Below are 13,133 nucleotides of genomic sequence, written 5' to 3'. Positions count from 1 at the left end.
TTTCTACTCCTCAAACTTATAGCCTACTCTAATAACTGTTGCTATATGCTTTGCTTTGTCTTTCAGTTTATGTCTAAGCTTTTTTATATGAGTATCAACGGTTCGACCATCACCAAAATAATCAAAGCCCCAAATATGATTTAATAATTGATCTCTTGTTAGTACGATGCCTTTATTATCAATTAAATAACATAATAACTCGAACTCTTTATTTGTAAGTTGCAATAACTCATTATTTACCGAGGCTGTCCTTGATGAGGTATTGATCGTAATTCCACAAATCGTCTTCGTTTCTTTATCATCTTCTTTTAGATCTGCTGTTCTTCTAAGTACACTCTTTGCTTTTGCGACAAGTACTTTAGGACTAAATGGCTTTGTCACATATTCATCAGTACCAATATCAAAACCAAGTAATTGATCTTCTTCTTCCGAACGAGCAGTGGTCATAATGATCGGAATACTTGATTGCTCCCTAATTTGCTTACAAACTTCCCATCCATCTAATTTCGGTAGCATTAAATCTAGAATAATTAAGTCTACTTGATTTTCATTAAATTTCTTTATGCCTTGTTCTCCATCTTCTGCTTCAATGACTGTAAATTGATCATTTTCAAAATACTCTCTGACAATTTCTCTTAATCTTTTTTCATCTTCAATGATTAAAACTGTTGGGTTCATATTTTTTCCTTCCATTTAATTTGATTGATATAAGAACTTAAATAAATTGTCCCTTTACTTGTTCGTTTGAATGAATATTCTAAAGCAACTATCTACATATTCGCTTAAAACTGTGATAAAATTATATGATACTGCACTAATTTATTATTGTTTGAAAAGGAGCTAGAAAATGAGTTTGGTCATTATTGTACTAGCCTATTTAATCGGATCTGTACCATTCGGTTTAGTAGTTGGAAAAATATTTTACGGAGTAGATATCCGTCAACACGGTAGTGGAAATCTTGGTGCGACAAATACATTCCGCACATTAGGTAAAAAAGCAGGTATTATTGTAACACTAGGGGATATTTTAAAAGGAACACTAGCAGCTTCATTACCAGTATTATTCCATTATCACGGAATACATCCTTTAATTATCGGCCTAGTTGCTGTTGTAGGTCATATGTATCCAATATTTGCCGGTTTTAGAGGTGGTAAAGCGGTAGCAACCTCTGCAGGGATCTTATTATATGCATCTCCACTACTTTTTGTATGCTTAATTATTATCTTCGCTATTAGCTTAAAAACAACAAAATACGTTTCACTTTCATCAATGTTAACAGCTTTTATCGGTACAATTTTAGCTTTTATAATGGAATACACGGGACTAATTAAAGACAATGGGTATATTTTAACTTATATTTTAATTGTACTTACAATCTTTGTCGTATATAAACATCGTCCTAATATAAAAAGAATTAAAGAGAAAACAGAACCAAAAGTTAAATTTTAAATGCTCTAAAGATTAGCGATTGAAAGATAAATGATCTTCAATCGCTAATTTTTTATTTTCATTAGTCGTACTTCTTTCTACCCGTTTAATCCTGCTCCATTGCTCTCTCATATGCCTCATACCAGTCAGGGAACATTTTTTTAAATTTAATCGGTCTAAATGTTTCTTTATGAACAAGGACATGTGTCGAATTTCCTATACAACAAATATCGCCTTCTTCATTTGTAATTTCATATTCGTAGATTACTTTAAGTGGTGTAAGTGATTTTATTTTTGTTTTTACGGTAGCAGTCTGTCCATAACGTAAACTTTTCTTATATGAAACATTCAAATCAATCACAGGAGATATGACACCTTGTGATTCCATTTCTGCATAATTAAACCCCAAATCTTTTATTAATTGAGTACGGCCAATTTCAAACCATACTAAATAGTTTGCATGGTACACAACACCCATTGCATCTGTTTCTGCATATCTTACTTCAACTAATTTTTCTGAAATAAACATAATTTCACCTCATATTCTTCTACAGAATACTTTACCAAAAAATTAATAATTGTTCTATTTTTTAACTTATCATAAATGTTATAATTTTCTTATAGTAATCTAATGGTTTTCTAACATTAGAAATTAGGGGGTCGATCTTCTTGAAAGTGCTAGTTGGCTCAATCTTAATCATCCTTCTTTTATTATGCGGTATATGGCTTCTTCTTTCTCCCACATTTGAAAAAATTGGTGAAAAATCAGCTAAAGTTAAAAATATTTTAAAGGATAAGGAGGACAAAAATAATGGAAATCCGTCCAAATGAAAAAAAGAAATCAATTTTCAATCGTAAACTAATCGGAGGAATCATCGCAGGTATTGCACTGCTCTTAATCGCAACAATCCCAACATTATTTATTGAAAAAATTACCCCTGGTTATGTAGGTGTTGTTTATTCACCAAATGGAGGAATACAGAAAAATACATTATCACAAGGTTGGAATTTTGTTGGTTTATTCGATAAAGTTACCGAATATCCTGTCCGACTTCGTACTGTCGAATATAAAGATGTTGCATTAGCTACTTCAGACGGTAAAAGGATTGAAATGGATTTATCTTATACATATAAAATTGATCCTTCTAAAGTAGTATCGATGTTTAACGAGTTCGGACCTGTGTCAATCGAAGAAATTGAGGATACATATTTAAAGAAACGATTACAAGATGCCGCACGAATTGCCGTTTCAAAATACACAGTTTTACAATTATACGGTGAGAGATCAAGTAATGCCTCAGCTGATATTGAAACGATTTATAAAGACGATGTAAAAGTACTTGGTTTCTTTGTTGAAAATTTAACTTTAGGAACACCAAAACCAGACGCTAAAACACAGGATGCAATTGATGCACGTGTTCAAGCTGCCCAAGAAAATGATCGTAAAAAAATCGAACTAGAAACAGCTAGAATTGAAGCAGAAAAGAAAAAAGTAGAAGCAAAGGCTGATGCAGATTCACAACTAATCCGAGCACAAGGTCAAGCAAAAGCGAACCAAGTAATCCAACAATCGTTAACGAATGAATTAATTGAATACAAAAAAGCAGAGAAATGGGATGGAAAACTCCCTACTGTCTCAGGCAGTAGTTCAAATATTATTCAATTCCCACTTGATCCTAATAGTGATAAAGAATCAAAAAAATAACTATTTCTCTCAAAAAACCTGGCTTTGGCTAGGTTTTTTATTTTCAAAATCAATTTCTTTGCTTTTCCACCTATTTCCTTCTAATCCAAACTCTTTGGCATATATTTATTAGAGACGAATATCTACGATTAATGGAAGGAGATAAACTGGATGCAAATTCATGTTGTAAAAAGTGGAGAAACAGTTATGAGTATTGCAGATTTTTATGGAGTCCAACGCCAATCACTCATTAATTCAAATGCTCTTGTAGCTCCTTATAAAATAATAAAAGGTCAATCGCTTGTCGTACCAACTACAGGTAACGAATATTTTGTCCAACCTGGTGATAACTTATATGATTTAGCTTTAACTTACGGTGTTACATCAAGTCAAATAGCAACTTTAAGCGGAATTAGTCCGTATGCATCATTACATGTCGGTCAAAAGCTACATCTTCCACCACGAAAAAAAAGAAATATTGAATCAATTGGTTATTTACAACCTACTTCAAACCCAATTAAACCTGCACTTGAAGAAGCAGCTCGAACAGAAAGCAAGTTTTTAACCTATTTAGCACATTTTAGCTTTGATGCAAAAAGAGATGGCACACTAACAGAACCACCACTTGGTAACATTCCTCAAATCGCTAGAGATAATCGCTGTATTTATATGATGGTTGTCTCTAATCTTGAAAATGGACAGTTTTCAACATCACTAGCAACCGACATCCTACAAAGTCCGGCAGTTCAAGATAAATTGATAAATACAATTATTAGTACTGCTAATAAATACGGATTTAGAGAAGTAAATATAGACTTTGAAGACGTTGCTGCTACTGATCGTGTAGCTTATATAAATTTTTTAAATAAAGTTAAATCTAGGCTACCTCAAGGATTTATATTAAGTGCTACTTTAATACCAAAAACAAGTTCAACTCAAAAAGGTAGATTTTACGAAGCGCATGATTATGCCAACATAGGAAAAGCTGTGGACTTTGTTGTAATCATGACATATGATTGGGGTTGGCAAGGCGGCCCTCCTATGGCCGTATCACCGATTGATCAAGTTCGAAGAGTAATCCGCTATGCAAAGACCGTTATTCCTGTACCAAAAATAGTCATGGGTCAAAATTTATATGGATTTGACTGGAAAGTGCCATTTAAACAAGGTACGATGGCGAAAGCATTAAGTGCTGAAGCTGCTACTAATTTAGCAATCCAAATGACAAACGAAATTCTATTTGATAACAAAGCAAGAGCACCTCATTTCCGGTATACAGAATCAAATGGTCAAAAACATGAAGTGTGGTTTGAAGATGCAAGATCAATTCAAGCCAAGTTCAACCTAATAAAAGAAGAAAAAATACGAGGGATTTCGTATTGGAAATTAGGATTACCATTTATTCAAAACTGGGAGCTTCTTGAAGCTAATTTTAATATCGTTAAAAGAGCATAAATAAAAGCTAGGTATTTATGAGGTAACTCTAAATACCTAGCTTATTTTTAATTAGTCATTTGTATTATTAAATGCTTGTTCGTCTCTTAGTTCACTTTCTAATGCTTCCAAAGCTACCTCGCGACGTTGATTTTTCGCCAATACATTTTGACGATCTTGTTCATTTCCAAATTTCATTGAAGCCTCTGCTTCTTTCATATTTTCCTTCGTATGATTAATCATATTTTGGATTTTATTTGCATTATCACTACGATCATCTGGATTTGGTGTATGTTGTGTTTGTTCCATCATTATTCACTCCAATTCAAAATGTTTTTTGATATTACCCATTATCTACAATTGGTTGTTTGCCAGTAGGATCTTTATACTGCATTTGTTTTCCCTTATTCCCACCAGCTGCTTTGTTTTGAGTACCGATATGATTAGGTACAAAATCTTTAGGATGTTTTTTTGGATTTCCCATCTTTTTCGCCCCCCTAGCGATAGTATTAGTTTTGTTGCTCTAAATATGTAATAGGAAATTAAAATAATCACCAATTTTGACAACAAAAAAAGAAGGAAATTATTCCTTCTCGTGTATAAACAAAAATAGACTAATTTACTCCGCTTTAGCTTTTCTTTCCAAACGTTCTTCTAGACGATCATATATTTTATTTAAAGCTTCTTCATCATTTAATAGTGAATTTTTATTTTCAATAATTAATTCCTGAAACGATTTATGTCTTTTCTTTCTCAAAACAATCACCTCTTCTTTTTATATTAGTATTGCCAAAAAAAAGAGTTTTCTTACATTTTAGTAAATTTTTCTTATTTTAAAAATGCATTTAATTGTTTTTCAGTTAATGGTCCAATTTGCTTATAAACTACTTCTCCATCCGGATTAATAAAGTATGTAGTTGGGATCGAAATCACACCATATTTACGAAAATTATCACCGTTTTCATCAATTAAAATTCTATAATTCATACTATTTTTATTTACAAAGTTTTTAATAAAATTTAAATCTTTTTTCTCTCCAATATAATCAGCAACACCAATCATTTCAATATCCTTATGTTCTTGATGGAATTTTTCCAATGCTGGTATCTCATCCTGACAAGGAGGGCACCAAGTAGCCCAAAAGTTTAAGATTACTTTCTTCCCTTTGAATGAAGATAAATAAACCTTCTTTTCATCTAAAGTCATCAATTGTATATCAGGTGCCTGCTCTCCAACTCGAACACCTAATTTTTGAATTGAAGCAATATAAGCATCATTATTATTACTAACTTTTTTATCTTCTTCATTTTTCTCAACTAATTGAAAAATTGAATAGCCAAAAGCTACTAAAAGTAGTAGCAAAGGAATTACTTTTTTCATACAAATCACCCTTTTAATGAACTATCTCTATTTAACCATAATAAATACAAAAGTGGAACAAGCTCGCATTTCTTCTTAAGATGATCTTAATATAAAAACACTTATTTACTATTTTTTACAGGGTGTCACCTGTTAATTCGTGATTTTTTTATCGATTTAGTTCATTTTAGAGTATGGCTGATTGTTTATATTCTGGATTTTTCTGTTTTAATTCCAATTTCTCCACTAAAAAAAACACGGTCCAATAAAGACCGTGTTTTCAATAAAAATTAATGAGTTACTTTAGAATTATTTAATTTATCACGTAATACCATTTGTAAGATCCCACCATGACGGTAGTAGTCGATTTCAACTTCACTGTCGAAACGAGCAACTACATCAAATTCAACAGTTGTATTATCTTCTCTTGTTGCAATTACTTTTACAAGATCACGTGGTTTAACATTCTCATCTACATTAACAGCAAATACTTCTTTACCTGTTAATCCGTATGTTTCAGCATTTTCGCCATCTTTAAATTGTAGTGGTAAAACACCCATTAATACTAAGTTACTTCTATGAATACGCTCAAAGCTTTCAGCAAGTACTGTTTTGATACCTAAAAGATTTGTTCCTTTAGCAGCCCAGTCACGAGAACTTCCCATACCGTAGTCATTTCCAGCTAAGATCATTAATCCAGTACCATCTTCTTTATAACGCATTGCTGCATCATAAATTGACATTACTTCGCCAGTTGGCCAGTAAGTTGTATATCCACCCTCTGTACCTGGAGCGATTTGGTTACGAATACGGATATTAGCAAATGTACCACGCATCATTACATCGTGGTTACCACGACGAGAACCGTATGAGTTAAAGTCTACTGGTTTTACGCCTTTACTTTGTAAGTAAAGTCCTGCAGGAGTTGTTTTACCGATTGAACCAGCTGGTGAAATGTGGTCAGTTGTTACTGAATCACCGAATTTACCAACGATTTTTAAACCAGCTAATGGTTTTACAACGCCTGGCTCTTTTGATAATCCTTCAAAGAATGGTGGATTTGCGATATAAGTTGATTCGCTATCCCATTTGTATAATGAATCATCAGTCGTTTGAATTTCGTTCCAACGTTTGTTATCTTCAAATACTCTTTCGTATTCTTTTTTGAATAATTCAGGAGTAACTGTCGATGCAACTACTTCTTGAACTTCAGCAGATGTTGGCCAAATATCTTTTAAGAATACATCTTTACCATCTTTATCTTGACCGATTGGCTCAACTGCGAAGTCGATATTTACATTACCTGCTAATGCGTAAGCAACTACTAATGGTGGTGATGCTAAATAGTTACCTTTAACTTGAGGATGAATACGTCCTTCGAAGTTACGGTTACCAGAAAGTACAGATGTTACTAACATATCATTTTCAGCAATAGCTGCTTCCATTTCAGGAGCTAATGGACCTGAGTTACCGATACATGTAGTACAACCATAACCAACGATGTTAAATCCTAATTGATTTAAGAAAGGAATTAAGCCAGCTTCTTGTAAATATCCACTAACAACTTTAGAACCAGGAGCTAATGAAGTTTTTACATAAGCAGGTACTGTTAAACCTTTTTCAACAGCTTTTTTAGCTACTAAACCAGCACCTAACATAACGTATGGGTTTGAAGTATTTGTACAACTTGTGATTGCTGCAATTGCAACTGCACCAGTTTTAAAAGTTGTTTCCGTACCGTTTTCAAATTTAACTGTAACCTCTTTGTCTAATGCTTCCTCAGTTAAACCGAATCCTGCATTACCCATTGGAGCAGAAACTGCCGCTTGGAATGATTTTTTCATTTCAGATAATGGAATCAAATCTTGTGGACGTTTTGGACCAGAAAGATTTGATTCAATTTCAGAAAGATTGATTTCAACTAAATCAGTAAATGTAGGATCTTCTAAATCAGCTGTATAGAATAAATCATTAGCTTTGCAGTATGCTTCAACTAATTGAATTTGTTCTTCAGAACGACCTGTTAAACGTAAATAGTTAAGTGCTTCAGCATCAACTGGGAAGAATCCACAAGTTGCACCGTATTCAGGAGCCATATTTGCAATTGTAGCACGGTCTGCTAGAGGCATGCTTTGTAAACCTGGTCCAAAGAACTCAACAAATTTATTTACAACACCTTTTTTACGTAAAACTTCAGTCACTTTTAATGCTACATCAGTTGCAGTTGTTCCACTTGGTAGAGAACCAGTTAATTTAACACCGATAACTTCTGGAACTGGGAAATATGATGGTTGACCAAGCATACCTGCTTCAGCTTCAATACCCCCTACACCCCAACCTAGAACTCCAATACCATTAATCATAGTAGTATGTGAGTCAGTACCTACTAATGTATCAGGGAATGCAACAACTTCACCGTCTTCATTTGTATTTGCATGTACTACATTTGCTAAGTATTCTAAGTTAACTTGGTGTACGATACCAGTTGCTGGTGGTACTGCACGATAGTTATTAAATGCTTTTTGAGCCCAGCTTAAGAATTGGTAGCGTTCTTCGTTACGAGAAAATTCTAAATCCATATTGAAATCTAATGCATCCGCTGAACCAGCTTTATCAACCATTACAGAGTGGTCAATTACTAGATCTACTGGAATTTCTGGATTAATTACTTCAGGGTCTCCACCCATATCAGCCATTGCCTTACGTAATGAAGCTAAGTCAACTACAGCTGGAACTCCTGTGAAGTCTTGTAAAATAACACGAGAAGGTTTAAATGGAACATCTACATCTTGTAGCTCGCTTGTTCCCCATTTTGCTAAATTTTCAACATGCTCTTTTGTAATTACTCTTCCATCTACTTGACGAAGAACTGATTCTAGTAACACTTTAATCGAATAAGGTAATTTACCGATTTTAGCTACTCCAGCTTCCTCAATTGCTTTTAAGCGATAATAATGATAAGTTTTATCGTTCGCAGTAAATGTCGAACGAGATTTGAAAACGTCATTTTTCCCCATGTTTTCTTTCCCCCTATTGCAAAAAAATGTCTGAATATATTAACTATCCAAACTTTTCAATACCTTACAATAATATATTATTACAATGTATATCATAAGTAAATAACAAGTAACTTATCATTTGCAATAAGTATTGCTTATGACCTTTTAAATCAAAGTTACGATAATTATCTTTACCCCATTAGAACAATGTTTATATCAAAATAATATAATTTAATTTTCGGTAATGTAATATGATATTTTTAATGCGTAAGAGTGTATACTTGTTGCCAAATTCATTGAAATGGATGCTATATGTAAAGATTAAAACAAACCCTGTACACTACTACTGATACAGGGTTTGAACCAATTTTATTTTTTACTTTTAATGGTTTTAATGAGATTTTACCTTTTCTTAATCAAATAATTTTGCCCAAGTTTTTGGACCTACTTTTCCATCTACGGTCAGTCCATTTTTCTTTTGAAAGTTTCTTACTGCCCGATCCGTTATTGGACCGAAAATACCGTCTGCGGTAATTCCTAATTCTTTTTGAACTAATTTAACATTATTTCCTCTTGAACCTGATTTTAATATCGTACCCGGATATGCTGGTGGTTTAGCTTCCACTACTTTATCTGTACCATATCCTTTATATTCGAATTGTAAATGTGGCTGATCTACAAAGCTATTCCAATCCCCACCCCATGTGAAGCCAATGGATTTAGCATATTTTATAGCAGATTTAAATGGTTCCGAGTTGTATGAGTTCCACCCTTCTTTACCATTTATAATTGGAACAAAATCTAATGCTTGACCTACTAGATGGTATGATTTTCTAGTTTGGGACTTACCATTATCAACTAGTGCTTCTTGACGTTCTTTCGTTCGTGTCGTTTCGTAAATTAAAACATCGATATTGTTTTTTATACAATAATTGTACCATTTTAAAGCTGCTTGTTTTGTATTAGGAGCTAGCTTGTTTATGTTTGATAAATTTCTTTCGTGATAAGTTGGATTTTTCATTTTTGATTTCCCCTTTTCATCAATTTAAATAGCCAACCTACTTAGGAAGACTTTATCCTTAAGAAACGTACATCGCTTGCTTTCATACTTTTAACACTTCTAAATAAACCAACAATTCATACATATAAGCCAATATATTCACAAAATTAAATTTTCGATTGAATAAATAGTCCAAAAGGAATCGTTTTTTACAATAACAAGTCTTTAATCCTGTTTTTAGATGTGCTGTCAAAAAACTATATTGCCTTTCACATTTTTTACCAATTTAATTTTGGGTACTAAAAAAAATATGGGAAAGAATAACGGTTATAAAGGTCCGTTTTTAAACCAATTTCATCAAAAGGTTTTCTCGAAACGGCCGATATAAGGAGGAATAATCATGTCTAGACGTAAAAATAATTCTGGTAGCGGAATGTCAGCTTCAATCGAGCAAGGAAAAGCTGCAGGTTTTAATGAAGAAACTGCACAAGAACCACTTTCAGCTGAATATAAATTAAACAATAAAAAGACGAAAAAAAGACAATAAAAAAATAGCAAGCAATTTGGATGAATTGCTTGCTATTTTTTATAGTTTTTGATCATTACTCAACCTCATCTTTTCGCTTTCTTAATATGCCTTTGTTCAACGTAGATTGAGGCATTAAATAAATAATATCTCCTGTTCTTTTCGTATCTCTATTAACATTACTTTTTCTTCGATTATAGTATAGGAAAAAATTAATTACATTTTTTTGTCTCTTATTATATTGAACTTTCTTGAACAAGAGATAGAGTATGATCACACCCGAATATATAAGACAAACTGTTAGGACTTGCATAATCAGTATCAGTCTCCTCTTTCATTTTGACTATTACTAGTATTGGTCAAATTACTTGTTTCATACATCAAAAGAGTCAGACAAACTAAAAAAATTAACTTTTACTCTATTAATTTCTTAGATTTAATGTTGTTTGTCGTTTTTTATTATGAAAAATAATTTTCTCAACATTCATTTTTTACAATCAATATTCAATAAATTAGATCATAAGAAATACCTCCCTTTCCTTAACTTATTTATATATATGGAAAATGGTTATCGAAAATTATTAGAAAAAAATGATTAAAACGCTTTCAATTTTAAATTAGTAAATATTTCATTTTGGCATATTTTTTCGCTAACAACTAAAGCTATTCATAAAGGAAGGTGACAAGAATGGCGAACAAATCATCAAAAAGAAATAGCCCAATTGACCATGAAAGTGGACAACCAAAACCATTAAGTGGTTCTCATAAAGTGAAAAACCAAAATCATACAAGACAGAAAAAGCATAGTCACCACGATATGTAATTAAATTAGTTAGTGATAATGGAGGGTTTTAAATTGAAAAAGAAAAAAAGTACTTTTAATTCAAACTTTGATAAGAATATAAAGCCTGATGGACTTGATGTGGAGTATTCAGCGGAATTAGCAGATCACGATGACATTGAAGCACAAGAACGATCTGCTCAAGCAGATGCACGCGTAAAGAGAAAAATGTAATTTACTAATACAAAAAAGGTATGCGTATAGTTGGCGCATACCTTTTTAACATTATTTGTTTATTTCCGCATCAATTGCAGCTTTAATTGATTCTAAGCTAGGATTGTCCACTGCTTTACCATTTACAAAAATTGTAGGTGTTCCGTTCACACCATAATGGTTAGCAATGGCAACATCGTTAGCAACTTGTTTCATTACGTCTTTTTTGTATAAATCTTTTTTAAATTGTTTTTCATCTAAATCCGGAATAACAGATTTTGCAATGCTTGTTAGTTTATCAGGTGTTGCCCACGTTGTTGTTTCATCTTCTTGTTTTAAATAGAGTTGCTCTTGAAACTTCCAAAATGAATCTTTATAAGTTTTATAAACTACTTCTGACGCTAGTGCAGCTAAATTTGAATCTTTGGAAATAAACGGATAATTAATAAATGAAAAATTGATTAGACCATTATCGATATAATCGGCTTTAAGTTGTGGAAAAACTACTTCATTCCATTGAGCACAAATTGGACATTTATAATCTCCAAATTCAACTACTTCAACTTTTGCATCTTTATTGCTAAATGTTGGTTGGTTCTTTGTATCAAATCCATCAACTTTTACTTCATTTACTCCAGCAATTGTTGGGTATACTTCTTCAGTCTTTTTATCTTGCAATTTAGAAACTAAAAATAATGCTCCAACTAAAACAACTATTCCAACAAATACAGAAATAGCAAACGTTTGATTACCATTAGATTTTTTCTTTTTACTCATTAGTGCTATACTCCCCCTACAATTATGTACTTGTATATTATTGTAACATAAACGAAAGGAACCTAACTATTCATAACCATTGTGTAAATAATACTTAATTTTAAAATCTTTCAATTTTATATCGTGTTATTGAAATAACTTTTTAATTTTGACATAAATAAAAAGCATTTTTCAATACAAAGAAATAATTCTATTTTAAAATATACATTTTCTACTTATTCAATATATAAACTTATAATAAAAGATTAATGCAGGTTATGTTGCTAAGGCTAATGCTTTACTTTAGCCACTCTATATTCGCAAAAAAAAATACCAGACACTTTTTAGCGTCTGATATTCTTCACTTAGTACACTTATTTTCTCAAAGTTTTTAATGCACCACTCCAAGCAACAACTTGCTCAAGCATTGCATTTACATTATTAAGATGTAATTCAGCTGGTTTGAAAGTAGTATAGTTTTCAAAATCGGTAAATAAAGAAAGTGTAGGGTGAACACGAACATCTGCAATCAATAGCTCACCCATGATCCCTCGTAAATGTTCAGCTGCACGGGCACCGCCAGTTGAACCATAACTAACGATACCTGCTGCTTTGTTATTCCACGCTTCACGAGCTAAATCAATTGCGTTTTTTAATGCCCCCGTTATACTGTGATTATATTCTGCAACGATAAATACGAATCCATCCAAGCTGTTAAGTTTTTCGTTCCAAGCTGCAATTCCTGGTTCAGTTCCATCAGTAGTGCCTAAAAAAGGTAATTGATAATCAGCAATATCTACAATTTCATAATTTGCATCTCCACGTTTGTCAGCAATTCCTTTAACCCATTCTCCCACTTGCGGGCTAACTCGTCCCTGTCTTGTACTTCCTAAAATAATACCTACATTTAAATTTGTCATTAATTTTCCTCCTTTTTCAGCTAATTTATTTT

At 32.4% G+C, this 13,133-nt stretch carries 17 protein-coding genes and 1 pseudogene; 7 read left to right on the top strand and 11 right to left on the bottom strand.

Going from position 1 to position 13,133, the window contains the following annotated elements; translation table 11 throughout:
* Positions 1–3 precede the first annotated feature (3 nt).
* Positions 4–678: a response regulator transcription factor gene (locus tag CN925_RS17390; protein ID WP_098847999.1), complete on the bottom strand. Its 675-nt coding sequence runs from the start codon at positions 676–678 to the stop codon at positions 4–6.
* A gap of 169 nt (positions 679–847) precedes the next feature.
* Between CN925_RS17390 and plsY the strand changes: the two genes are divergently transcribed.
* Positions 848–1,450: a glycerol-3-phosphate 1-O-acyltransferase PlsY gene (gene plsY, locus CN925_RS17385; protein WP_098847997.1), complete on the top strand. Its 603-nt coding sequence runs from the start codon at positions 848–850 to the stop codon at positions 1,448–1,450.
* An 85-nt stretch (positions 1,451–1,535) separates the two neighbouring features.
* Here the strand turns inward: plsY and CN925_RS17380 are convergent, their stop codons facing one another.
* Positions 1,536–1,958: an acyl-CoA thioesterase gene (locus tag CN925_RS17380; RefSeq protein WP_098847995.1), complete on the bottom strand. Its 423-nt coding sequence runs from the start codon at positions 1,956–1,958 to the stop codon at positions 1,536–1,538.
* A 140-nt stretch (positions 1,959–2,098) separates the two neighbouring features.
* Between CN925_RS17380 and CN925_RS21400 the strand changes: the two genes are divergently transcribed.
* From CN925_RS21400 to CN925_RS17370, 3 genes are all read left to right on the top strand, one after another.
* The gene (locus CN925_RS21400; protein WP_180233006.1) at positions 2,099–2,260 is read left to right on the top strand and encodes a hypothetical protein; all 162 of its coding nucleotides are present in this window, start codon (positions 2,099–2,101) and stop codon (positions 2,258–2,260) included.
* On the top strand, positions 2,241–3,134 hold the full coding sequence (locus CN925_RS17375; RefSeq protein WP_098847993.1) for a prohibitin family protein: 894 nt from the start codon (positions 2,241–2,243) through the stop codon (positions 3,132–3,134). The genes CN925_RS21400 and CN925_RS17375 overlap by 20 nt, the downstream gene beginning before the upstream one ends.
* Positions 3,135–3,284: 150 nt before the next feature.
* Complete coding sequence (locus CN925_RS17370) at positions 3,285–4,568, top strand: glycosyl hydrolase family 18 protein (protein ID WP_098847991.1); 1,284 nt, start codon at positions 3,285–3,287, stop codon at positions 4,566–4,568.
* A 51-nt stretch (positions 4,569–4,619) separates the two neighbouring features.
* Here the strand turns inward: CN925_RS17370 and tlp are convergent, their stop codons facing one another.
* The 7 genes and pseudogenes from tlp to CN925_RS21480 form a co-directional block, all read right to left on the bottom strand.
* Positions 4,620–4,856 (bottom strand): small acid-soluble spore protein Tlp, encoded by a 237-nt coding sequence (tlp, locus tag CN925_RS17365; RefSeq protein ID WP_098847989.1) that lies wholly within the window; start codon positions 4,854–4,856, stop codon positions 4,620–4,622.
* Positions 4,857–4,890: 34 nt separating this feature from the next.
* On the bottom strand, positions 4,891–5,031 hold the full coding sequence (locus CN925_RS17360; protein WP_056476763.1) for an acid-soluble spore protein N: 141 nt from the start codon (positions 5,029–5,031) through the stop codon (positions 4,891–4,893).
* A gap of 135 nt (positions 5,032–5,166) precedes the next feature.
* Complete coding sequence (locus tag CN925_RS17355) at positions 5,167–5,304, bottom strand: FbpB family small basic protein (RefSeq protein WP_098809171.1); 138 nt, start codon at positions 5,302–5,304, stop codon at positions 5,167–5,169.
* Between the two features lie 71 nt (positions 5,305–5,375).
* Entirely contained in the window at positions 5,376–5,927 is a 552-nt protein-coding gene (locus CN925_RS17350; protein ID WP_098847987.1) for a TlpA family protein disulfide reductase, read from the bottom strand.
* Between the two features lie 269 nt (positions 5,928–6,196).
* On the bottom strand, positions 6,197–8,923 hold the full coding sequence (gene acnA / locus CN925_RS17345) for an aconitate hydratase AcnA (protein WP_098847985.1): 2,727 nt from the start codon (positions 8,921–8,923) through the stop codon (positions 6,197–6,199).
* Between the two features lie 394 nt (positions 8,924–9,317).
* On the bottom strand, positions 9,318–9,440 hold the full coding sequence (locus tag CN925_RS21810; protein WP_407920498.1) for a peptidoglycan-binding domain-containing protein: 123 nt from the start codon (positions 9,438–9,440) through the stop codon (positions 9,318–9,320).
* Between the two features lie 18 nt (positions 9,441–9,458).
* Positions 9,459–9,926 (bottom strand): annotated as a pseudogene (locus CN925_RS21480) (M15 family metallopeptidase); the annotation flags it as partial.
* A gap of 379 nt (positions 9,927–10,305) precedes the next feature.
* On the opposite strand from CN925_RS21480, the gene sspO reads away from it, so the two are divergent.
* From sspO to CN925_RS17320, 3 genes are all read left to right on the top strand, one after another.
* On the top strand, positions 10,306–10,452 hold the full coding sequence (gene sspO, locus CN925_RS17335) for a small acid-soluble spore protein O (RefSeq protein WP_098847981.1): 147 nt from the start codon (positions 10,306–10,308) through the stop codon (positions 10,450–10,452).
* A gap of 667 nt (positions 10,453–11,119) precedes the next feature.
* Positions 11,120–11,254, top strand: coding sequence for a small acid-soluble spore protein P (locus CN925_RS17325; RefSeq protein ID WP_098847977.1), 135 nt, complete (start codon positions 11,120–11,122; stop codon positions 11,252–11,254).
* A gap of 18 nt (positions 11,255–11,272) precedes the next feature.
* Positions 11,273–11,446: a YfhD family protein gene (locus tag CN925_RS17320; protein WP_098847974.1), complete on the top strand. Its 174-nt coding sequence runs from the start codon at positions 11,273–11,275 to the stop codon at positions 11,444–11,446.
* A gap of 51 nt (positions 11,447–11,497) precedes the next feature.
* Here CN925_RS17320 and CN925_RS17315 read toward each other — a convergent pair whose 3' ends face one another.
* Both CN925_RS17315 and CN925_RS17310 read right to left on the bottom strand, forming a co-directional pair.
* Complete coding sequence (locus tag CN925_RS17315) at positions 11,498–12,202, bottom strand: DsbA family protein (RefSeq protein WP_098847971.1); 705 nt, start codon at positions 12,200–12,202, stop codon at positions 11,498–11,500.
* Between the two features lie 353 nt (positions 12,203–12,555).
* Positions 12,556–13,101 (bottom strand): NADPH-dependent FMN reductase, encoded by a 546-nt coding sequence (locus tag CN925_RS17310; protein ID WP_098847969.1) that lies wholly within the window; start codon positions 13,099–13,101, stop codon positions 12,556–12,558.
* Positions 13,102–13,133: the final 32 nt, after the last annotated feature.

It is taken from the genome of Bacillus sp. AFS055030 (assembly GCF_002574545.1).
In the GTDB taxonomy this organism is placed as follows: Bacteria; Bacillota; Bacilli; order Bacillales; family Bacillaceae_G; genus Gottfriedia.
This window is presented reverse-complemented; position numbering and strand designations above follow the sequence as displayed.